Origin of the sequence: Brevibacillus sp. B_LB10_24 (assembly GCF_046036945.1) — a bacterium.
Classification (GTDB): Bacteria; Bacillota; Bacilli; order Brevibacillales; family Brevibacillaceae; genus Brevibacillus_C.
In genome coordinates this window covers 222613-243351 of record NZ_JBJQOQ010000001.1, presented here as the reverse complement: position 1 = coordinate 243351, position 20739 = coordinate 222613, and the positions used below count along the sequence as shown (strand labels likewise).

Here is a 20739-nt window from a genome sequence, read left to right as displayed (position 1 = left end):
TTATCTGAAGTCAGGATGGGCGACAGGCGCGGTGTTGACGTCTACCAAGACAGGAGAGACGGAGTCGAATGCCCTTTTTAGCGTATCTGCCAACTCTGCGTAGGATTCCACCCGGTAAGCCAGCCAGCCGCAGGCCTCCGCTACATGGACAAAGTCCGGTGTCCGCATGATCGTCCCTTCCGGTATGTACGCCTTTTCGACCATTTTGTCCCGTTCCATCTGCAGCGATCCATTGCGAAAGACGACGACAACGACGGGCAGCCCGTACTGGGTCGCGGTCAACAGGTCGGCCAGCACCATTCCCAGACCGCCATCGCCGACCACCGCTATGACCTGCCGCTCCGGCATGCTGATCTTTGCCGCCAGCGCCGCCGGCAGCCCGAAGCCCATCGTTCGCCAATGGCGTGATAACAGTACGGTTTGGCTTTTGGCTCGAAAGTTGCGCAGGAACCAGACTGTGGAATCCCCCGTATCCAGGGTGATAATCGCGTTTTCGGCAGCGCACTGTTCGATGGCCCTGACGATCGCAGGCGGCGGGACAGGAGAACCAGCCTCCCTCCCCTCCAGCTCGTTTTGTTGGCGCCAGATTTGGATGACTTCGCGGACGTGGCGCATCCAGTCCGTCTCGCGGGAATGCTCCTGCATTTCGGCGAGAATGAGCGGGATCGCGGCTTCCGCCTCGCAGGCCAGTCCGATTTCACAGGGGATGCCGCGGCCGAGATTGGCCGCCCGCTTGTCGATCTGAACGATGCGGGCGCCTGTCGGAACGTACCCCTCCGGCCACCAGGACGTGCCCACAGCAAGCACGACATCGGCCTGCACAAAGACACCTGCAGCCAGCGGATTTCCGCCCTCGCCTAGACCGCCGAGCAGATGCGGGTGATCATCGGGCAGCATCCCGACCGAACCGTAACTGAGCGCAATCCCCGCTCCCCATGATTGGGCCAACTCTGCCAGAGATTCTGCCGCTTGCCGCGCTCCGGTTCCCGCCAGGATCATCGGCCGGTCGGCAGAGCGAAGCAACTGGATCGCCTGCTGCAAGGTCTCGCGATCGGGAACCAATCTGGAGACGCTCATCTTGGGCCGCGGCCTGACCGTCGTCGCCTGTGAAAAGAGATCGGCCGGAATCGAAAGGTGGGATACAGCGCCATGGGCCAACGACTGACCTAGCGCGCAAGTGAGAACATCGACGACAGCGTCAGGATGGGCGAGCAGCGTGCTGTAGCCGGCGATGGGGCTCAATAGCTCCTGTTGATTGAGATACTGCTTGTAATGCGTACCCAGTTTGTTCAGCGGGACCTGGCCGGTGATCGCCAAAACGGGAACGCGATCACCGCTGGCATCACCCAGACCGGCCAGCAGATTGCACAACCCCGGTCCCATCTGTGCCGCGCAACCCCCAATCCCTCCGGTCAGCTTCGCTTCCGCCGACGCCATCATCGCCGCAACCTGCTCGTGCCGGACCGCAATAAACTGGATCGCTTGCTGTCTGGCAATGGCGTCAAGCAGACCGAAGATGCTGTCGCCGACAACACCGTAAATCCGTTTGACGCCCCAAAGCCGCAGCTGTTCCAAGATGACTTCTGCAACGGTATGGGGGTCAGCGTCAACTGGGATCTGCGCAAGATCGGACATCTGGATGGCTCCTTTGCACGGAAATGACTATCAAGGGAAATTATTCCCCACACAAAGGAAAAGCATCCACATCCCGTTCATTTCCCCCTTTGACGATTCCAAAGGCCCCGGTTGGCCGCCCTGACGCCTCTGATAATGGCCTGTTCCAATACCACTGCTGCAGTAGTCCCCACTGCAGTCACGGCGTTATTGCCCGTCAGGCCGCTGGTGTCGGTACCAGTAGCAAGGCAGAAGATGGTATCGCCGTCAGCCTGCGTGTGTACGGGCGAGATGGCCCGCGCCATGCCATCGTGAGCCAGTGTCGCCACCCGGCTGGCTTCCGCCTTGGTCAATACCGCGGTAGTGGCTACCACGGCAATGGTCGTATTCCTCCCCTGACTGGTCCTCGGAGGCACACCTTCCAGAATCGCCCGGGTTTGGTTGACGAAAGTACCGTTTGGCCGCAGCGCTCCGGCGATGATGTGGTCATGGTCCCAGATGTCTCCGACAGCGTTGACCACCGCCAAAGCTGCTACCACAGGGCCGCCCGGGATTTTCCAGGAGGCAGTACCTACCCCTCCCTTCATTGGTCGGCCGTAGATTTTCCCTACCGTCGCGCCAGCCCCAGCGCCTACGCTCCCTTCCTCCACTGGCCCGGCATTCGCTGCTTGACTGGCAGCATAGCCCATTTTCGCATCGGGCCGGCGGGCACCTTTCGCGAAAATAAGATCGAAAATGACCGCTCCGGGAACGGTAGGAAGTGTTCCTCCCTCCGTTGGGACGCCGAATCCCCTTTGCGCAAGCCAGTTCATTACCCCCGATGCCGCCGCCAAACCAAAGTTGCTGCCGCCTGTAAGCAGAACAGCCTGCACGACCTCTGTCGCAGTACCAGGCCGGATGGCGTCGGTTTGAATCGTTCCGGGAAATCCTCCTCTTACGTCAACGCCGGGAACAGCTCCTTTGGGATACAGAACCACGGTGCAACCCGTACGGCCGCTTTCGTCCTCCGCATGCCCTACTAAAATGCCGGGAACATCTGTAAGTCCTCCCTTAAACACCATTCCTTTCTGGCCGATCAGGCGGTCGGGACTGGGGCCAATCGGCTGTGTAAGGATGCTTCGGCTGCCCTTGTTTGGCATCTCGCTGAGGTCGATCACAATACCGCCGTCGGAAACGGGCACCCCCTTTCCGTATGGGTGGCCGAAACGCCGCATGCGAATCGGAACTTGATAGTGACGTGCCCAACGGACAGCATTGACGATGTCCTGCTGCTTCCGGGCATAGACGATCGCCAACGGGAACCGATTGAATCCCCCGCGGCTCACATTGTACTGTGCATCCCCCGGAAGAACGATTCGCCCGGTTAGTTTGGGTTCTTGTTTGAGGATCAAACGCTTTTCTCCACCCATTCCCATTCCCTCCGAATTGTTCAGGATTCACCGTTAAAGCTTTGTCACGCAACGGAAAGCCCCACCGATGTTGGCAAGTGAAAGCCGAATGTTTTTAATCGCGCCTTTATTCCTTCGCTGTCGTACTGCAAACTTGGCTTTGCGAAGATCTTGAATGGCTGCATCCAGCTTTCGCATACACAGGCGCCTCTGCCGCATAAGCACACTGGTCCCTCCTTGTCTGATAAAAGTCTACTAAAAGGTATGTCAGCCCGAACAAACATGTGAGTAGGGCAATGCGGAACAGTCATCTCCACTTTCAGGAAACGACCTATGCCATCGGCTTCCCGCATAGTAAAAGAGCATCGGAGAAACCGCTTCTTTCCCCGATGCTCTTTATTTACTCTGTGAAAATGTACATTCAAATACATCAACATCCACGATAGCCTGAACGCTGGGATGTCTCATCGTGGCACCTGGCGTCCATTCCAAAAACTGGACCTTCACGACGATTTCCGGTTTTATCCAGATCGCCCCTTTCATCCTCTCAGGCTGATTTACAAAGGGCTTGCTGTCAATCGTCAACGTCAGGATCTTCCCGGTAAGGTTTTCCCAGTCCCTATGACTCAATTTTCCCGTGCCAACATGGCCAATGTACAGGAAATTGCCTGATTTATCGTATAAACCGAGAAGCAACGCGTTCACAACGCCATCGCGAAAGGTTGCCCCGCCGACTGCAGCCAACAGGTCGCGGGAAACCTTCTTTTTTTGCCACCGTTTGTCTTTTCCGCGAATGATGTACTGGCTTTCCAGATCCTTGCAGACGATCCCTTCCATATCATGCTGCTTCATGACCTGAAATAAAGCGTCTCCATCGGGAAAATTCTGTACGATTTGCACATGTGGGCTTTCTTTGATAATGTCCTGCAGTATCCGTTGACGAATGGACAATTTTTGGTCTGTGACCCAATTTCCGTCACAATATAAGACATCAAAAATCATATAGGTAACGGGTATTTGTTTGATCGCTGCTTCTATACTTTTCGTTTTTCGTAAGCTGTCCCGTTTCATGACCTCGTGAAAGGACGGTCTTTTCTCGTCTAAAGCGATGATTTCCCCATCAAGAATAACGGATGATGCAGAACAATAATTTTTGATGTCTCTAAATTCAGGGTACTGTTCCGTACGATCATGTCCTCTTCTGTTGACAAAACGTATTTCATGTCCGTCGAAATACGAAAGCATTCTAACCCCGTCCCACTTTATTTGTGCAGCCCAGTTTTCCCCTTGGGGTATTTGACTTGTGAGTATTGGCTCAAACGGAACGACAGGTTTTAAGTCCATACAAACCTCCACAACTCTCTGATGCTTACAGTTTGTCCCGGTAAAATTGATTTTTTACATCAACGTGTAAACACAGGAGTTGCCGACACGATTCTCCCCTTATTCCGCGTGAACAATCCGTGACGTGCCAATTACCTGGCCGCGCAATGGATTAGGCCGTGTGCTTGGGTTTGTGCCGGGGAGCTTGAGGAAGCGCAGCAGGCGTCATCAAACCAACGGATCCTGTTTCCAGGTCTGTGGCGGGCATCGCGCTGCCAAGAAAATCTGGCAGGCGGTAAACAGCGCCGGCGAAGGTTGATTCCCATCCTGATTCAAGCGGCGTTTAACGCTTTCCCGACTATTCTTGCAAAATTCAGCGGTTTTGAGCCCTGCATGCGATTGCGCTGCTCCGGGCACGCCAGGATCAAAAAGGATATGAAAACAGGTTGCTGTCGTTTATTTTTTACCCGATTTCCCCCCTGATGGGGCAAAAATCAGTCTAATTGAACTTTGAGTGAGGAGACGGGTAGCTGTTATAGTTGTTAGTGAAGAGATTGTCATTACCGAAAGGATGATACGTTTTTGGACAGTGTTCCGATAGTGCTTAACCTTGTTCTTGTAATGATTCTGGTCGTGCTGAACGGCTTCTTTGTCGCTGCCGAGTTTGCCTTGGTCAAAGTGCGGCAGACACGCCTCACGCAGCTTGTGAATGAAGGCAACAAGCGCGCCGTTTACGCGCAAAAGGTCTCGCAAAAATTAGACGCGTACATGTCGGCATGCCAGGTCGGCATTACCCTTGCCTCCCTTGGCTTGGGCTGGGTCGGGGAACCGGCGATTGCCCATATGATCATTGAGCCTTTGCTCGGGAACTTCCATTTGCCTGACTATGTCATATCCGCCCTGTCGTTGGGTGTTGCCTTTGCGATCATTACGTTTCTCCATATTGTATTGGGGGAACTGGCTCCGAAGTCGCTCGCAATCCAGAAGGCGGAGGCCGCCTCATTGTGGGTAGCGCCACCGCTCATCATGTTTTACAAACTGTTTTATCCCGCGATCTGGTTGTTAAACGGCGCGGCAAACCGCCTGCTCAAATGGCTGGGCCTGGAGCCTGTCTCCGATCACGAAACCGCTCATACAGAAGAAGAAATTCGCTTGCTGGTGAATGAGAGCCATAAGAGCGGCCACATCGATCAGACTGAATTTACGCTGGTCAAACAAGTTTTCGACTTCTCTGAAAAGTCGGCTCGTGAAGTAATGCTTCCCCGTATCGATATGGTGTGTTTATATACAACAAGCTCGTTTCAAGAGAATCTGGACATCATCCGTTCCGAGCGGCATACCCGTTTTCCGGTAGCCGTCGACGACAAGGACAACATCATCGGGTTCGTCCACGCAACCGATTTTTACCTCGCTGCCTTGCATGAGGGAGAAGCGGAGATTGAACAGCTGCTCCGTCCGGTGCTGACCGTGCCCGAGACGATGGAGATCAGCCAAGTGCTTCGCCTGATGCAGAAGCGTCGTTCGCAAATCGCCATCGTCATTGACGAATTCGGCGGTACCTCTGGCCTTGTGACGCTGGAAGACATCCTGGAAGAAATCGTCGGCGATATCCAGGACGAATTTGACGAACAAAAGCGGGCAGAGATTGAAAAAGGAGAGAAGGGCCTGTCCGTCTCCGGGCAGACATTGCTCTCCGAACTGAATGAACACTTGCCGTTTGAACTCGAGTCAGATGATGTCGACACCATTGGCGGATGGGTGTACAGTCAATTGGAAGAAGATATTGCTGCGGGCAAATCAGTCGAGTGGGCGAATCACCTGTTTACCATCACCGAGATGGAGAACCACCGGATTAACCGGATTGAGATCACCCCTTGCAAAATAGATGAAAACAAAGAAGCTGAACTGCCGCTGCATCCGGCATCGTGACGATAAAGAGCCGCTTATTCCCTTTACGGAATCAGCGGCTTTTTCTGTCATGACAAAAGCCATTTTTCCATCGCCATGACGTCGACGAACCGTCCATCCAGGACTCCTTGCCTTTCAAACACGCGAACCGTTTCGGACTGTTCATATCCTCAACCGGGCTCAAAATAAACGACAAACAGGAAAAGGGACCCCGCAGCGGAGTCCCTTCTATTATAAAGTGATCTTTTTTGCTATCCTGATCAGACGCTATGTGTCCGTATCCCAATACCACTCCGTGATGGACATGCTGGCGAAATCGCTTGGCATCTGCGACCTATTCCGGAGTGCCATAGGGGCTACCAGAACCTCGGCCAAAGCATACTGCGGTTTGCCAGCGATCCACTCCATCCCCTGTTTTCTCGTAGAATACACAAAAATGTTCGGCCCAACTTCCGCGAATTTCATCCGCTGCAGTGTCTTTCGTCCGGCAATGCTCGCCGCAATCGCATAAATCACATCGATGAAAAAGCCGCGTTTCCTCATCTGCCGTAAGTGTTCTTGCAAGAGCTGGAACAAATGCTTCGCCCGAATCGCCGGGTACTTCCGCTTATTCACCACAATGGAGGACAAGTAGGCTTGGTACCTGCCCATTTTTCGGTAGGGCAGCACATTTCCCTCCGTCTGTGCCTCATTGGAGGTGCCGCGCTTGATTTTTCCGGCAATCTCCGCTGGTATCGGAAGGAGCGTGACGTAACCGACCAGGTCAGCCCCGTGCTTGATGCAAATGTCGGTGTACGGGTTTGGCTCCAACCGCTTTCGCGTAATCTCTTGATCCACAAGGTATTGCGGTTGGTAGACGGTCGCATCCAGATGGACTAATTTCTCCACGTCATCCTTTTGCAAATAACAAATATTGAAGATCTACATCTCCTTTTTTTAACCAAAAAACCAAATCAACCATAATAGTTTTTTAGGTTTTGGATACTTCCATTATACTGCACATGACGTATCTGCTCAACGTCGGCTATCCGCCACTGCAGCCGCCGTGACGCCATTTTCTCGGAGAAACCTCAACTTTCTTTCCGGAAGCTTCCCATCGTTCCTTTTTTCTTCGGAATCAACGTGACGGACATCAGTACGGCACAGAGCTTTCGCGATCCTCTCTCGACACCAGGCCAAACAACAAAATCTCCACAATAGACGATAAGGCTTCGTCCAGGTTGATGTGGTTGTTCAAGTAGAACCGCTGATCAAGAATGGAATTCGTCGCATCCACGATCAGTTTCATGATGAGGGCCGGACTTTTGCCGACGATCAGCCCTTCTTCAATCCCTTGCTCAATCAACATGCGAAGCACGTCCCAATCATCCTTGAGAGCGGCGTCGATCTTGGCCCACTGCTCCGGAAAATAGCGTTTCATCTGATCCAGAATCTTCAAATCGTAAAGTTCGTAATGGTTTGGCAATACAGTCATAACTCCGGTGATTTTTTCGAGTAAAGACAGCCGTTCGTCCAGGACGATTTGCCTCGTCTTTTCGTCCGCCTCCTGCAAGGTTTGGTCGATAATCGTCTCCAGAACCTCGACTTTGGAAGAAAAGTGTTCATACAGCGTCCGCTTGCTGATGCCAAGCCGCTTGGATAAATCGTCCATGGTAAATTTCATGCCGCTGTCATGAATCTCTTCTATAAAAGCTTGCATGATCCGCTCTTTCATGATCAGCCCCCCGTGATAGAACCAGATTTGTAAATTATATAAACTAAAATCGTTTTTTCAGTTTCCGGACTTTATTTTACCTCATCAGAAACGAAAGGGCAAGTGCCTAACAGCGGCACTTGAGCCCTTTTGCCTTGACCAATCAGTTTACTCCTTCATCGCTTCGTACTCCGTTTTTAAGATCCCCATGTATATGACATCGTGATAGGTTCCATTGAGATAGTACTTCTGCCTGATTCTTCCCTCTTCTCTGAATCCGCACTTAAGGTAGCAGTGGTACGCCTGCGCGTTGAAATCATGCACTTTCAATTCAAGTTTGTGTAAATTCAGCCGCTCAAAGACAAAACCCTGCAAGAGGCGAACGGCTTCAGAGCCGTATCCCTTCCCCTGATCGCACGCTCTGCCGATGACAATGCCCATCTCTGCCACTCGATTCTTCCAATCGATCTGGTGCAGGTCGATTTGCCCGATATACGCTGCCGTATCCTTGTGGGCAATCACAAAGCCCCTTTGTTCTCCCCTTTTTTCCAGCATCGCCTGCAGGAAGCCCTCTGTATCGTTTAATGTCTGAGGGTAGAGAAAAATATCCGACAATTGGTTGACGATTTCCGGATCATTGACCCACTCCCGCATATGCGGCAAATCTTCCTGCATGTATTCCCTCAGCACAATCCGCTTACCCAGTATTCTCGGCATGATGTCCTCCTCCTGCCCAAATGGTTTGTCTCCTATCATACTGCGGGATTGCATTCATTTCCACTCATAGTCACCTGACAAACAGCCACATTATGTAATGATACGAAAACGGGGAGAATCACATCGATGAACTGGAAAAACATTCTTCTGGTGGCAGCCAGCCTGTTTGCCTGCGGATGGGCCTCGACTCCAGCCGCGGCAAAGTCGCCGCCGCATACGATCTTTCACGTCAATACCAACCAAAAACTGATCGCCCTCACCTTCGATGACGGCCCCCATCCGGTTTACACGATGAGACTGCTCAAAATACTGGACAAGTACAACGCAAAAGGGACTTTTTTCGTCGTCGGACAAAGGGCGAAGTGGTATCCCAAGGTCATCCGGAAAATTCATCGCAAAGGGCATGAGCTGGGCAACCACACGTACACCCATCCGCCGATGAGGAGGGTCAGCGCAAGACGGCTCAAGCAGGAAATCCAGCAAACCGACCACATTATCCATGCCTTGACTGGAACCTATCCCGTCTTTTTCCGTCCGCCTGGAGGAGAGCTGACACACACGGTTCTCCGCGAGTCAGCCAGACAAAAGCATCCGATCGCCATCTGGTCTTATGCGCAGGACACGCAGGACTGGAAAAACCCTGGAGTAAGCAAGATCGTGACCAGGGTGACGGGAAGCGCCAAGCCGGGCAACATCGTCTTGTTTCACGATTCCGGCATTGACCGCACCCAAACCCTGCAGGCCGTCGACAGGACGCTGGCCATCCTCTCGAAGCGGGGCTACAAATTCGTCACCTTATCCGAGCTCATGCGCCATCACCAACAGTAGAGAAGGGTGGAACTGACATGCCGGCAGCAACCCAGGAACACGTCCTGACCGTCGAAGGGAAAACGCTTACGATCAGCAATCCGGACAAGCCGCTGTGGCCGGAAGCAGGTGTGACCAAACTGGCTTATCTTCAGTACCTGCTGGCTGTAGCCCCAGTCATGCTGCCCTACACGAAAAATCGGCTGCTGACCGTCATCCGCTATCCCCACGGCATCCACGACAAGCATTTTTACCAAAAAAACATTCCCGATTACGCGCCCGAGTGGATCGCAACGGCCATCTGGGAGAACACCCGCTATCCCTTGCTCAATGATCTGCCCACTCTTATCTGGATGGCAAACCAGGCAGCCTTGGAGTGGCACGTCTCCTTCCACCTCGCCGGCGATGAAATCCCGACAGAGCTGGTGTTTGACCTCGATCCCTCTACTCCAGATTTCGAGCCTGCCATTGAGGCCGCCCTGCGGATAAAAGAGGTCCTAGACGAACTACAGTTGACCTCCTATGTAAAAACATCGGGCGCCAGCGGCCTGCAAATCTACATTCCGATCGAACGGCGTTACCGCTTTGAACAGACGCGCCAGGTCGGAAAGTTCGTCGCCACCTACCTGACGGAAAGGTTTCCGCAGTTTTTAACCGTGGAGCGGCTGGTGAAAAATCGCGGCACCAAGCTTTACATCGACTATCTGCAGCACTGGCGGGGCAAGACGCTGGCCGCCCCCTACTCCACCCGGGCCAAACCGCAGGCGACTGTCTCCACCCCGCTCACCTGGCAGGAGGTGCCTCATATCCACCCGACCCACTTTACGGTACACAACGTACCGGATCGGCTGCAGCAGCAAGGCGATCTGTTTGCCCACCTGCTTAGCGAGGACAACCGGGCTTCGCTCGACTCGATTCTGGGATTTTTGTCAAAAAAGAAAACATGAGCAGCACATTCCCCTTAAAAGGAATGTGCTGCTTGTTTACACGGAAAAATAGAGGTGAATTATGTTATACTGACAAAAGACATATCCTTTACCTGAAGGAGGAGAACTGTTTTGCTTGATCCAGTAGCCTTTCATTTGGGCCCGATTCCGGTACGTTGGTACGGCATTATCATGGGTTCGGCTTTTTTCATCGGGACTAATCTGGCCCACCATCATGCGAAACGGGCAGGCATCAATCCTGACCACGTGCTCAACATGGTCCTCTGGATCATTCCGTCGGCGATCATCTGCGCCCGCGCCTATTACGTTTTCTTTGAAAGAGAGAATTACCACAGCCTGTGGGAGATGATTGCAGTCTGGAACGGCGGATTGGCCATTCACGGCGGATTGATCGGCGGACTGATCGCAGGTACCTTGTACATCCGCAAGCACAAGCTGCCCTTCCTGCTGTTCGGCGATTTGCTGATGCCGAGCGTCATCCTCGGTCAGGCGATCGGCCGCTGGGGCAATTTTATGAACCAGGAAGCTCACGGCGGAGTGGTTTCCGCTGAATACATGTCGCACTTTCCCGCGTTTATACGCGATCAGATGTTGATTGACGGCGTCTACTACGCGCCGACCTTCCTCTACGAGTCGTTATGGAATCTTTTGGTTTTTGCTGTTCTGCTCCTCCTGCTGTACCGCTTGAAGCGATTTGACGGCCAGGTCCTGTTCAGCTATCTGATCCTCTACTCCATCGGACGCTTCGTAATCGAAGGAATGCGCACAGACAGCCTTCTCATCGGCTCGTTGCGGGTCGCCCAGCTGGTCAGCCTGTCGCTGATCGTGGTCGGCATCGCGCTTTACATCACGTTCTGGCTCAAATCCAATTCCAGGCGATCCAAGCCGGAACCGATCGAGCAACTGGATTAACGGCCCTTACAATTTGCGCAATTTGACGCCCCGTACCGCATGGTCGGGGCCTTTTTCCAGGATCAACTGGGCCCGTCCCCGCGTCGGCAGAATGTTGTCCACCAGATTGACGTCATTGATCTCCCGCCATATCTGCTTGGCTACTTGCACCGCCTCGTCGGCCGTTAAGCTGGCATAGCGGTGGAAGTAGGAATCAGGACTTTGAAATGCCGTGTTGCGCAGCACTTTAAAACGTTCGATGTACCAGTGTTCGATATCCTTTTTATCGGCGTCGACGTAAATGGAGAAGTCAAAAAAGTCAGAGACAAAGACGCGGGGTCCGTACCCTGTACTGCTCTCCGCCGTATTCTGCAGAACATTTAACCCTTCCACGATCACAATGTCCGGCTGCCGGATGACCTGGGCCTCATCAGGCAAGATATCATAGGCCAAATGGGAGTAGACGGGCGCAGTTACTTCCGGTTTTCCCGATTTGACATCGGCCATGAACCGGATCAGCCGTTTGACATCGTAGCTCTCCGGAAATCCTTTGCGCTTCATCAAGCCGCGTTCCTCCAGAATCCTGTTGGGGTAGAGAAACCCGTCTGTCGTAACGAGATCCACCTTGGGATGGTTAGGCCAGCGGGCGAGCAGTGCCTGCAAAATTCTCGCCGTCGTGCTCTTCCCGACCGCCACGCTGCCGGCGACGCCGATGATGTACGGAACTTTGTTCGTGGTATTGCCGAGAAACGTCTTTGTGGCATTAAACAGCTCCTGCGTTGCCGCCACATACAGGTTCAACAGGCGGGACAGCGGCAGGTAGATTTCGGCCACTTCTTCAAGCGACAGCCGCTCGTTGATCCCCTGCAGATTGACCAGATCAGCTTCGGATAAAGACAGCGGAGTTACCTCCCGCAAGCCGGCCCATTCCTTGCGGCTAAAAGAAATATATGGTGAAAAGTTCTTTTTACGGGCAGATTTTATGGTCATTTTTCCAGTCCCCTTTTTCCGCTAGCATATGCAACATCCATATGGTAACACATTTTAGTGCTGTCCGAACACAATAGCACTGCCTTTTTGCCATTCGGATTATCGTCAAAAAGACACCGAAAGGCATTGAATTTGTCGCCAACGCGAAAGCGCGGGGTTACTACATTTTCCCCGCGCTTTTCCTATTTGTCTGAATTTGTATGTTTGCGGCAATCCTAGCATAAAAGGAGGTGGAGACATGGAAGCAGACGTCTTGGATGAATACCTCGACCGGCGAATTGTCATCCGTTTTGCACCGTCCCCTGCTTCCCCCGGCGCTTCCCAGGAAGAAGAGGGGCTGCTGCGCGACTACGGTGCGTCCGGGCTGTTGATCGAACGGGATGACCTGACACTTGCCTTTGTACCGTTCACCGCAATTCAACTGGTCGAAATCAAGCCTCAGCCGACCTGGTGGCAGCGCCTGACCGGCACCACGCCCTAAGCTGGGCGGCAGCCGGACAATGCCCTATAAAAAGACGTCGTACACGATGTAGCAGGCGGCGGCCAGCAATGCGGATACCGGCAGGGTAACGATCCAGGTGAAAATGATCCGGCCGGCTACGCCCCACTTCACCGCGGAAAATTTTTGCGATGCGCCAACACCCATAATCGCAGAGGAAATCACGTGCGTGGTGCTGACGGGCAGGTGCAGCGCAGTAAAAATCGTAATGATCAAGGCGGAAGACAAGTCGGCCGAGAAGCCGGTGATCGGTTTGATTTTCATGATTTTTCCCCCGACTGTCTTGATGATCCGCCATCCTCCGATCGAGGTGCCGAGGGCCATGGCCAACGCCGCAGACAGCTTGACCCACAACGGGATGATGAACTCCCCGCCCGGGGTGTGCAAAAAACCGCCGGTAACGAGTGCAAACGTGATCACACCCATCGTTTTTTGCGCATCGTTGGCCCCATGGCTAAAGGACTGCCACGATGCCGAGAGAATTTGCAGGTAGCGGAATCTGCGGTTTGTCTTATGGTAAGCGGTATTGGCTACCAGTGCGGAGATCAGTTTGATCATGAGGAATCCGACAAAGAATGCCCCGATGGGCGACAGGATCAACGCCTCTACAATGCTGAGAAATCCTTTAAAATTGACGGCGCCGAATCCTGCTGCTCCAATCGTCGCACCGGTAATGCCGCCGATGATGGCATGGGAAGAAGAGCTTGGGATGCCAAACCACCAGGTGACCAAATTCCATAAAATGGCAGATGTCAGAGCCGCCAGAATCACGACCAGGCCGTTTTCCAGTTTAAACGGATCGGCAATGTCCTTCCCGATGGTTTTGGCGACGCCTGTATAGGTCAGGGCGCCGACCAGGTTGAACACAGACGCCAGAACAATCGCCGTACGGGGGCTGAGCGCCCGGGTTGAAACCGAGGTGGCAATCGCATTGGCCGTGTCGTGAAACCCGTTGATAAAGTCAAAGCTTAGCGCCAATACAATAACCAGGATGAGCAGAATCACATCCGGCGTGACCTGATTAAGCATTCTTCAGCACGATCCCTTCCACCAGGTTGGACACGTCTTCAGCGAAGTCCGCACAGTCTTCCAGTTTATCGTAAATCTCTTTCCATTTGATCGCCTCGATCGGATTCGTGTCCGGATTGTTCAACAGCTCAGAGACCATCTTGCGGTAGTTCGCATCCGACTCGTGCTCCAGATCTTTAATCTCCCGGGCGATATTGGAGACGGTTGCGTGGTCCAGCTTGCGGAGGGTGCGAATCAAGTCGATCAGCTTGGCGGAACATTGCACCAGGATGTTGGCCTGGGCCACCACTCGGGGCTCGGGCTGCTTCAACTGGTACAGAAACATCCGGTCGGCTACCCCGTCTATGTAATCAATCATGTCGTCAAGCGTGTGTGCCAGCGAGTGAATATCTTCCCGCTCCAAAGGAGTGATGAAAGTGGAGTTCAATTCGTTCATGATCCGGCGAACAATCTCATCCCCTTCATTCTCTGCGCTCTTAATCTCTTTCACCTTCGCTTCAATATCCTGATAATTCCCCAGCATTTCAAAGAAAAGATGAGTTCCCTTATGAACGACGGCTGCCAGTTCCTCTAGTAAGGTAAAAAAGGATTTATTCCGTGATTTAATCATAGAACGATATGTCACTCCTTTTGGATAATAACGCCTCTACGATTATAGCGAAAAAGCAGGAAGAACGTAAATTTTTTTCGCCGATTCTTTACACAAACTTTACACTTTGCAAACAGAAAGAAAAAACCAGGCATTTCCCTGGTTGGCTAGCTTGCTTTAGTTTTTACCCGTTTGCACGGAGTATACGGTATTTTATCATTACATCGCCGCGCTGCTTTGCCTGCGCTTCTCAATCGCACTCACGCCCATGACCACAGCGATCAGGCTGGCTCTACTTCCAGACCGTCATGCGCCGCTGCAGGTTGCTTGTGTACAGTTCAAGCTGTGTTCCATCCGGGTCCAAAAAGTTGATCGCCCGGCCCAGGCCCCGCTCCACCGGGCCGCGCACAACCGTGACCCCGGCTGAGACGAGCTGTACGACTGCGCCGTCAAAATCCGCTTCTTCGATCGAAAAGGCTACATGATCCACGCCCGGAACCGAATTCGTCTGGGGACCTGCTGCCGGCCGCTGCACGAGGCAGATCCAGGCTCCGCCCCAGTCGAGGTAGGCGTCCTGCCTGCCCCGATGGACCAGCTTCATCTGCAGCACGCCTTCGTAGAAAGCGAGGGAACGCGGCAGGTCGGACACGCGGATCGTAACATGGTTAAAACCGGTCACCTTCATGGGATACACCTCAAAACTGTTCATGCTCTGAGCTCGTGTAAGCTGCTCTGCGCAAGGCAATTGTATATCTTTTTTTCTGGCTTGCATACCCTTCTACCAGCTCAATGTCGCTTTCGTACACGCCGTAACGCTTTTTGAGAGCATTGATGACCTCTTCATTCGCTCTTTTATCGGAAAGCGGCGTGCACACCTCGAGCACTTCCATCCCTTTGTACCGCTCGCCTTGAAACATCGTCCGCGGTTTGCCCGGCTTCACCCAGATCGTGACATCCAGGGTTTCTCTGACGACGGAAGCAGCCTTTTCCAGTTCCGCTGCTTTCAGTCGAAATGCTTTTCCGGGCATTCGCTGCCCTCCTGCTCCTGTGCGGTCCATTTCCCGCTTGGCTTCTCGCGCGGCACGTTTGGCGTTCCGCTTTTTAGGGGCAGCATCCGGCTCGACATCCGTCCCTTCGATCTGCTCCAGCCGCGCGGACAGCGAGTGCAAAAAACGGAGAATCACTTCGTACTGCGGCTCTTTGGCACAGATGTCGCGGACGATCTTATACTTGTTCTCCTCGATTACTTCAACGATCATCAACCATCCCGGGCCGTCATTTTTTCGGACAGTCAGAATCATCCATCTCACCACCATTTTGTTGTACATACAACTTTATCGCAAATTTAGTTGTATATACAACCTAAAATTCCGGCCATCCTCTCTTCCCGTTACAAATCGCCCAGCTCCCTCCGCAATTTGCCAATCAACCCCAGCATGAGATCGTATTCTCTTTGGCTCAGGTTTGCAAACACCCGCTGCTCAAAGTGCTCCTTTACCGCCCACAGCATCTCGTCTAATTTCTGCCTGTGCGCTTCGCTGACTGTTACGACATAGCTGCGGGCATCGCGTGGATGCTGTTTTTTCTCAATCATTCCCTTGCGCAGCAAGGCGGGCAGCATGCGCGAGATAGTCGTCTTGTCCCGCAGGCTGTACTCGCCCAATTCCGTCGGCGTCAAACCCTCTGTATGGGACAGGACGATCAGCAGTTCCCACTGCTCCGGGGTGACGCCAAAGCGTTTCAGCGCTTTGCTGGTCTCTTCCCGCATAAGCTGGCCAATTCGATGCAAATTGTGGCCGAGGCTGTCATAAAAATAATCGGGCAAAGCTATTTTGGCCATGATTCCTCCCCATTTCAACAAGCGTGTCTAGCATCAAAGATACACGATTGCCGCTTGGAAAAAAAGTGAAGTATTTTTGACCTTGATAACAGACATAGAAATATTTTTAAACTTTTTACTTTACAAAGTATATTGTATAATCAATTTATATCATGATGAATCAACTTGGGAGGGTGATGAAATGACGCTGATACATTCCTATTTGGAGTTAGGTCTCATCGGCATGGCGCGCGGTGGTCAGTTGTCGTGGTTCAAGGGACACTTCGGGGCTGCTCTACTGGCCGGCTACTTTATGAATCAGGAGCATGATTTGCCTGAACACGTGAAGGAAGGGATCGTCCGAACTTGTGAATCTTACCGCAAGCAGTATCCGGATTGGTTTGGCCCCTTGGAACCGGAGGAACCGAATCCCAGGCTAATGGAAGAAGTCATCAGCGGACTGAAAGCCAACACGCAATGTCTTCGTACTTCCGGACATGGTTTGGCCCTGGGTGTTTTGGCCCTAAAAGCTCTCCGGGAACGTCCCGATCTCACAACGCCAACTGTGGTAAAAGGTCTGGTCAACATGCTGGAACGAACCCGGGAAGATACACCCAACCGTTACTGGGGCGTCGACAACTATTTTACGATGACGAGAGAGGATGTAAGAGAGATCCCGGCGTATTCCGATACACTGGCGATGGCAAGGCAGGCCTTTGCGGAGCTTCAGATGATCGTACCGGGGAGGACGCTAGACGGCAAGAAGTACTTCTTTGACGGCGAGAAAACCCATGGCATTACCCATGCGCATGCCCTTGCGGAATTAGAACGGTTTGGTTATGACGAGCTCGTCGCCGCCGGCCAATCGAATCACCTGATACAAATGCATCTGAACCGCCAACTCCCTGATTTTATGCTGGCCAGTGAGGTAAAGGAGCCCCCGTTCACATCGATACTTTCGCCGGCGTTCTGGGCTAAAACGTATGAAGACCCGCACGCTCTGAAGCTCCCTTACGCCGCGCTCGCCCTGTTAAAACGCCTGCCAAAAGAAGAACGGGCGAAAGCGGAGCTGGATACGTGCAAGCTGCTTTCGATCTTGAGCTAGCCTTTTCGCCACCACCGCTTCCACTGTTTGAACCACGATTCTTTGGGCGGCTTGGGGGCGTTTAGCCGCCCGGTGAGCAGGAAGTATTCATTGACGGCTCCGCACACCACCTGGGCCAATTGGCTCTGTCCCTCAGGACTGGTCAGGCGGGTCCGGTCCCCGGCGTTGCTGATGTAACCCATTTCGACGATCACCGTCGGGCAGATGTCGTGTTTGAGCAAATAATAGCTTGAACCCTTGATCGGAGCTGTGCTGGTTTTGTTGAACTGGTTGAGCGAATGCTGCAGGATGCTGGCCAGCATGTAGCTCTGGTTGTTTTTTTGGTATAAAACGATGGAACCGCGTCTCGACGCTTGAGAGGACCAGTTCATGTGCAGGCTGATCAGCATTTGCGGCGGCAATTCCACAGCCAGGTGTTTGCGCTGGGCCAAATCGCGCAGGTGCCGGGAAGGATTGCGAAGCCATTTGTTTTCGTCGCTGAGCGCATAGTCGCCCGTTCGGTTCAGGATGACGCGGTAGCCGAATTTGCTCAGCTGTCGGTAGAGTTCTTTCGCCACCTGCAAATTGATGTGCTTTTCCAGAAGATCGCCATGGGATGATCCTCCGTCGATGCCGCCATGTCCGGCGTCGATGATAATATCAACCGGCGGGGTGACGAATCCCGCCGCCCCGGCACTGTCACTACCCCAGACGCCAAGCAGCACAGCCAGTACGAGAAGCGTTCGCAGCATGCGGATCCATCCTTCGTTTCCTGAATTTTGCTGGATGTTACGAATATGAGTCTGGAAGTATTATAAGTCTTCTTGCCGACTCCCATACATGTCTACGTCCGGCTTGGCGCCATCGTCTGCATAAAAAACGCCAGTTGAGACTCTCTCAACCGGCGTTTTCCTGTGTATCTTCCGTATCGCAAATCAGTCCGTCAGCGCCTTCGCCAAAAATTGCTGGAAATCGGCCACGGTTTCAAACAGGTAATCAGGTTCTGGGGAAAAACAATCCGTCTGGGTTTCTTCAAACCACTTGACGCCTATTGTTCGCATGCCCGCCGCTTTGCCCGCACGGATGTCCGCGTTGCTGTCTCCGACGAATAAAGCCTCGGCTGCCGGCACTTCCAACCTTTCCAGTACGCTGTGAATTCCTTCTGGGTGGGGTTTGGGGCGGACCACGTCGTCGCCAGTGACGACGATGTCAAAATAGCTGTCCATCTCCAGCAGCCGCAGCGAAATGTCGGCGCTTCGCCTGCCCTTGCCGGTGACGACTCCCATACGTAATCCGCGCTCCTTCAGGTATTGAAGCATGCGGTTGATTTCCGCGGAGGCTCTCACCAGCTCGCGGTGGTTTTCCGCGTACAGCTGGTAGAACCGTTCAATGGCCGGCTGTACGTCGGCCACCCTCTTGATCTGCCGCTCCAGTACGCCCGCTTCCGGCGGCCCAAACATCTTGACGATTTCCTCCGGAGTGACCTCCCGCTGCTCAAACTCGCGGAACACTCCTTGAAATGCCAGGTAAATCACCGGCAGCGTGTCAGCCAGCGTCCCGTCAAAATCAAACAATACCGCCTTGACCGTCATCATGCTTCAACCCCTTCACCTGTTTTTGGCTAAACATACCCTTTCAGGGAAACGATATCTGATAAAAAGGAGGGATCCCCCCGTGGCTTTTGACGTCCAACTCATCCAGCGCATCGGAATGGAAATCGAAGAATCGGGAAAGCGCCTGCAGGATTACGTAAATGCCCCGGATGAATTGCAGGGCGAACTGCAAAAAATCAAGGCAAGCTTAAACAGCCTGACCACCCTGCTGCAAGGCACAGCCAACGCCGGAGCCAACGCTGACACGACCAGATGAACGATATGTAAAAAAAGGGCGCCAGCAAGGTGCCCTTTCTATTTGTTCGCCAAGGAGAAGCCTGTCTCCTTGTTGCTTATTCGCTTTTTTGCAGTACCAGCTCACATGCATTGACGGCACTGGAGAACGAGAGCTCGGAAAGCTGTCCCTGTCCCTCGCACCAATCCCCGGCAAAGAACAGGTTTCGGTAATCCGAGAAGTAGACCGGCATCGGATGCTGATTCATCAGCCACTTGATCTCCTGAACGATGGCGCGCTGCGAGATGCGGGGGACGACCAACTCTTCCCGCCAACCAGGGAAATGCTTGTCGTACAAGGCTTCAATTTTTTGCTTGTACGCCTCCACCTTCTCCTTGTTCTTCAAGTCCTCCTGCGTCAAGTAGGCGATGGCCTGCAGCAATTGGCCGTTTTCCGGCACGCAGGTTTTATCGTAATAAGAGATGTCCGTTAAAAAGATGTGGCTGGCCTTGTCATTAATGTAGGTATACGGAACTTCGATCCGGTTTTTCAGGCCGACATCGTAGACCAGCACGTAGGTCGGTTCGTACTGCGCATACTGCTGGACGGCATGCTCCACCTTGGTTCCCTGGAAGACCTTGACCAACTCTTTCGGCGGAATGCAGAAGATGAATTCGGAGCCGGAAATGGAGCCTTCCGGCGTCTCGATCGACGTGACGCGTTCGTCGATAACCGTAACGCCCTCCACTTTCGTCTTCCGCATGATCGTGCCGTTGTTCTGCTCGATGACGCGGGAAAACTCGTCAATCAGCGCCTGCCAGCCGCCGCCGATGTAGGAAACCGGCTTGCTTGTCGTAAACAAGCGGCGATAGTAGGAAAAAAATACATCAGAGGGGATTTTTTCCGGTTCACTCGTAAAGAAGTTGGAGCAAGCCAGCGTGAGCATCATGTCTTTTACCTCTTCGCTCACGTGTTTTTTCTCCAGCCATTTTCCGATCGAAAGATGGGGATGTCCGGCCTCCACTTTCAGCATCGTCTTCAAAATCTCGAACGTAAACTTGACCTTTTCAACGCCTTTGAGCACTTTCGTCCGGAACAGCCCCTGGATGTTTGCCGGCATGTCGGTCAATTCCTGGCCCAGATCGTACTTGGCCTTCGTCGGGCTGAAATCCTGCCAGTCGATCTTCAGCCCCAGCTCTCTTTCCAGCCGCGTCAGGACAGACGAGTCCCGTCCGTAGATGGCATGAGCGCCAAAGTTAAAATGAAAACCCTTTATTGTCAAAGTAACAGCACGGCCGCCTAATGCCCCTCGTTCCACGACTGCCACCTTTTTTCCGCTGTGAGCCAAATAAGCTGCTGCAGACAGGCCGGCCAGACCGCCTCCTACAACCACAACATCGTACTGATGTTCTGCCACGGTAAATCCTCCCTTTTTACCCCATACAGGTAAACGTTTTCCTCTTTATAAAATATATAAGTTTAAAAAAACCTGACAACTAACTCCCCTGCTAGTATATTCATTCTGCAAAGCCGAGTCAATAAAAATGAACTGAGTACATTTTTTGAAAAATTAGCCCTATTTCGTCTTGGGAGAAATGTGATGGATAAACCACC

Annotated in this window: 22 protein-coding genes; 7 read left to right on the top strand and 15 right to left on the bottom strand. The window is 52.9% G+C overall.

Annotated features, from left to right (window positions below):
* From ACI7RC_RS01240 to ACI7RC_RS01230, 3 genes are all read right to left on the bottom strand, one after another.
* Window positions 1-1635: a thiamine pyrophosphate-binding protein gene (locus ACI7RC_RS01240; RefSeq protein WP_408106395.1), complete on the bottom strand. Its 1635-nt coding sequence runs from the start codon at window positions 1633-1635 to the stop codon at window positions 1-3.
* Window positions 1636-1712: 77 nt separating this feature from the next.
* Window positions 1713-3023 (bottom strand): P1 family peptidase, encoded by a 1311-nt coding sequence (locus ACI7RC_RS01235; protein WP_408106394.1) that lies wholly within the window; start codon window positions 3021-3023, stop codon window positions 1713-1715.
* Window positions 3024-3398: 375 nt separating this feature from the next.
* Window positions 3399-4346, bottom strand: a complete 948-nt coding sequence (locus ACI7RC_RS01230) for an ATP-dependent DNA ligase (protein ID WP_408106393.1) — start codon at window positions 4344-4346, stop codon at window positions 3399-3401.
* A 561-nt stretch (window positions 4347-4907) separates the two neighbouring features.
* On the opposite strand from ACI7RC_RS01230, the gene ACI7RC_RS01225 reads away from it, so the two are divergent.
* Window positions 4908-6254, top strand: coding sequence for a hemolysin family protein (locus tag ACI7RC_RS01225; protein WP_408106392.1), 1347 nt, complete (start codon window positions 4908-4910; stop codon window positions 6252-6254).
* A gap of 246 nt (window positions 6255-6500) precedes the next feature.
* Here the strand turns inward: ACI7RC_RS01225 and ACI7RC_RS01220 are convergent, their stop codons facing one another.
* The 3 genes from ACI7RC_RS01220 to ACI7RC_RS01210 form a co-directional block, all read right to left on the bottom strand.
* Complete coding sequence (locus ACI7RC_RS01220) at window positions 6501-7121, bottom strand: hypothetical protein (protein WP_408106391.1); 621 nt, start codon at window positions 7119-7121, stop codon at window positions 6501-6503.
* Window positions 7122-7365: 244 nt separating this feature from the next.
* Window positions 7366-7947: a TetR/AcrR family transcriptional regulator gene (locus tag ACI7RC_RS01215; RefSeq protein WP_408106390.1), complete on the bottom strand. Its 582-nt coding sequence runs from the start codon at window positions 7945-7947 to the stop codon at window positions 7366-7368.
* 147 nt (window positions 7948-8094) lie between these two features.
* Window positions 8095-8643 carry a GNAT family N-acetyltransferase gene (locus ACI7RC_RS01210; RefSeq protein WP_408106389.1) on the bottom strand — a complete coding sequence of 183 codons (549 nt, stop codon included), beginning with the start codon at window positions 8641-8643 and terminating at the stop codon, window positions 8095-8097.
* A 126-nt stretch (window positions 8644-8769) separates the two neighbouring features.
* Here ACI7RC_RS01210 and ACI7RC_RS01205 point away from each other — a divergent pair, with 126 nt between their 5' ends.
* From ACI7RC_RS01205 to lgt, 3 genes are all read left to right on the top strand, one after another.
* The gene (locus tag ACI7RC_RS01205; protein ID WP_408106388.1) at window positions 8770-9471 is read left to right on the top strand and encodes a polysaccharide deacetylase family protein; all 702 of its coding nucleotides are present in this window, start codon (window positions 8770-8772) and stop codon (window positions 9469-9471) included.
* A gap of 17 nt (window positions 9472-9488) precedes the next feature.
* A complete protein-coding gene (gene ligD / locus ACI7RC_RS01200) occupies window positions 9489-10397 on the top strand; it encodes a non-homologous end-joining DNA ligase (RefSeq protein WP_408106387.1) in 909 nt (302 codons plus the stop codon).
* Between the two features lie 111 nt (window positions 10398-10508).
* Window positions 10509-11309, top strand: a complete 801-nt coding sequence (lgt, locus tag ACI7RC_RS01195) for a prolipoprotein diacylglyceryl transferase (RefSeq protein WP_408106386.1) — start codon at window positions 10509-10511, stop codon at window positions 11307-11309.
* Window positions 11310-11315: 6 nt separating this feature from the next.
* Here the strand turns inward: lgt and coaA are convergent, their stop codons facing one another.
* Entirely contained in the window at window positions 11316-12278 is a 963-nt protein-coding gene (coaA, locus tag ACI7RC_RS01190) for a type I pantothenate kinase (RefSeq protein ID WP_408106385.1), read from the bottom strand.
* 238 nt (window positions 12279-12516) lie between these two features.
* Here coaA and ACI7RC_RS01185 point away from each other — a divergent pair, with 238 nt between their 5' ends.
* Window positions 12517-12759 carry a hypothetical protein gene (locus ACI7RC_RS01185; protein ID WP_408106384.1) on the top strand — a complete coding sequence of 81 codons (243 nt, stop codon included), beginning with the start codon at window positions 12517-12519 and terminating at the stop codon, window positions 12757-12759.
* A gap of 24 nt (window positions 12760-12783) precedes the next feature.
* On the opposite strand, the gene ACI7RC_RS01180 is transcribed toward ACI7RC_RS01185, so the two are convergent.
* The 5 genes from ACI7RC_RS01180 to ACI7RC_RS01160 all read right to left on the bottom strand — a co-directional run bounded on the left by ACI7RC_RS01180 (window position 12784) and on the right by ACI7RC_RS01160 (window position 16235).
* Window positions 12784-13806, bottom strand: a complete 1023-nt coding sequence (locus ACI7RC_RS01180; RefSeq protein ID WP_408106383.1) for an inorganic phosphate transporter — start codon at window positions 13804-13806, stop codon at window positions 12784-12786.
* Window positions 13799-14416, bottom strand: a complete 618-nt coding sequence (locus ACI7RC_RS01175; protein ID WP_408106382.1) for a DUF47 domain-containing protein — start codon at window positions 14414-14416, stop codon at window positions 13799-13801. The genes ACI7RC_RS01180 and ACI7RC_RS01175 overlap by 8 nt, the downstream gene beginning before the upstream one ends.
* A gap of 271 nt (window positions 14417-14687) precedes the next feature.
* The gene (locus ACI7RC_RS01170; protein ID WP_408106712.1) at window positions 14688-15080 is read right to left on the bottom strand and encodes a VOC family protein; all 393 of its coding nucleotides are present in this window, start codon (window positions 15078-15080) and stop codon (window positions 14688-14690) included.
* 10 nt (window positions 15081-15090) lie between these two features.
* Window positions 15091-15696: a DUF167 domain-containing protein gene (locus tag ACI7RC_RS01165; protein ID WP_408106381.1), complete on the bottom strand. Its 606-nt coding sequence runs from the start codon at window positions 15694-15696 to the stop codon at window positions 15091-15093.
* A gap of 89 nt (window positions 15697-15785) precedes the next feature.
* The gene (locus tag ACI7RC_RS01160; protein WP_408106380.1) at window positions 15786-16235 is read right to left on the bottom strand and encodes a MarR family winged helix-turn-helix transcriptional regulator; all 450 of its coding nucleotides are present in this window, start codon (window positions 16233-16235) and stop codon (window positions 15786-15788) included.
* 181 nt (window positions 16236-16416) lie between these two features.
* Here ACI7RC_RS01160 and ACI7RC_RS01155 point away from each other — a divergent pair, with 181 nt between their 5' ends.
* Window positions 16417-17319: a hypothetical protein gene (locus ACI7RC_RS01155; protein ID WP_408106379.1), complete on the top strand. Its 903-nt coding sequence runs from the start codon at window positions 16417-16419 to the stop codon at window positions 17317-17319.
* Here ACI7RC_RS01155 and ACI7RC_RS01150 read toward each other — a convergent pair.
* On the bottom strand, window positions 17316-18050 hold the full coding sequence (locus ACI7RC_RS01150) for an N-acetylmuramoyl-L-alanine amidase family protein (RefSeq protein ID WP_408106378.1): 735 nt from the start codon (window positions 18048-18050) through the stop codon (window positions 17316-17318). The two genes, ACI7RC_RS01155 and ACI7RC_RS01150, sit on opposite strands and share 4 nt — an antisense overlap.
* A gap of 183 nt (window positions 18051-18233) precedes the next feature.
* Window positions 18234-18893 (bottom strand): HAD family hydrolase, encoded by a 660-nt coding sequence (locus ACI7RC_RS01145; protein WP_408106377.1) that lies wholly within the window; start codon window positions 18891-18893, stop codon window positions 18234-18236.
* A 79-nt stretch (window positions 18894-18972) separates the two neighbouring features.
* Between ACI7RC_RS01145 and ACI7RC_RS01140 the strand changes: the two genes are divergently transcribed.
* Window positions 18973-19167, top strand: a complete 195-nt coding sequence (locus ACI7RC_RS01140) for a hypothetical protein (RefSeq protein WP_408106376.1) — start codon at window positions 18973-18975, stop codon at window positions 19165-19167.
* Between the two features lie 76 nt (window positions 19168-19243).
* On the opposite strand, the gene ACI7RC_RS01135 is transcribed toward ACI7RC_RS01140, so the two are convergent.
* Window positions 19244-20542, bottom strand: coding sequence for a phytoene desaturase family protein (locus ACI7RC_RS01135; protein WP_408106375.1), 1299 nt, complete (start codon window positions 20540-20542; stop codon window positions 19244-19246).
* Between the last annotated feature and the right edge of the window lie 197 nt (window positions 20543-20739).

Coding starts and splice junctions, on each gene's coding strand:
- ligD (WP_408106387.1), top strand. CDS start 9,489: ATGCCGGCAGCAACCCAGGAACACGTCCTGACCGTCGAAGGGAAAACG.
- ACI7RC_RS01155 (WP_408106379.1), top strand. CDS start 16,417: ATGACGCTGATACATTCCTATTTGGAGTTAGGTCTCATCGGCATGGCG.
- ACI7RC_RS01210 (WP_408106389.1), bottom strand. CDS start 8,643: ATGCCGAGAATACTGGGTAAGCGGATTGTGCTGAGGGAATACATGCAG.
- ACI7RC_RS01150 (WP_408106378.1), bottom strand. CDS start 18,050: ATGCTGCGAACGCTTCTCGTACTGGCTGTGCTGCTTGGCGTCTGGGGT.
- ACI7RC_RS01165 (WP_408106381.1), bottom strand. CDS start 15,696: ATGATTCTGACTGTCCGAAAAAATGACGGCCCGGGATGGTTGATGATC.
- ACI7RC_RS01215 (WP_408106390.1), bottom strand. CDS start 7,947: ATGAAAGAGCGGATCATGCAAGCTTTTATAGAAGAGATTCATGACAGC.
- ACI7RC_RS01205 (WP_408106388.1), top strand. CDS start 8,770: ATGAACTGGAAAAACATTCTTCTGGTGGCAGCCAGCCTGTTTGCCTGC.
- ACI7RC_RS01230 (WP_408106393.1), bottom strand. CDS start 4,346: ATGGACTTAAAACCTGTCGTTCCGTTTGAGCCAATACTCACAAGTCAA.
- ACI7RC_RS01180 (WP_408106383.1), bottom strand. CDS start 13,806: ATGCTTAATCAGGTCACGCCGGATGTGATTCTGCTCATCCTGGTTATT.
- coaA (WP_408106385.1), bottom strand. CDS start 12,278: ATGACCATAAAATCTGCCCGTAAAAAGAACTTTTCACCATATATTTCT.
- ACI7RC_RS01185 (WP_408106384.1), top strand. CDS start 12,517: ATGGAAGCAGACGTCTTGGATGAATACCTCGACCGGCGAATTGTCATC.
- ACI7RC_RS01170 (WP_408106712.1), bottom strand. CDS start 15,080: ATGAAGGTGACCGGTTTTAACCATGTTACGATCCGCGTGTCCGACCTG.
- ACI7RC_RS01145 (WP_408106377.1), bottom strand. CDS start 18,893: ATGATGACGGTCAAGGCGGTATTGTTTGATTTTGACGGGACGCTGGCT.
- ACI7RC_RS01235 (WP_408106394.1), bottom strand. CDS start 3,023: ATGGGTGGAGAAAAGCGTTTGATCCTCAAACAAGAACCCAAACTAACC.
- ACI7RC_RS01175 (WP_408106382.1), bottom strand. CDS start 14,416: ATGATTAAATCACGGAATAAATCCTTTTTTACCTTACTAGAGGAACTG.
- ACI7RC_RS01240 (WP_408106395.1), bottom strand. CDS start 1,635: ATGTCCGATCTTGCGCAGATCCCAGTTGACGCTGACCCCCATACCGTT.
- ACI7RC_RS01160 (WP_408106380.1), bottom strand. CDS start 16,235: ATGGCCAAAATAGCTTTGCCCGATTATTTTTATGACAGCCTCGGCCAC.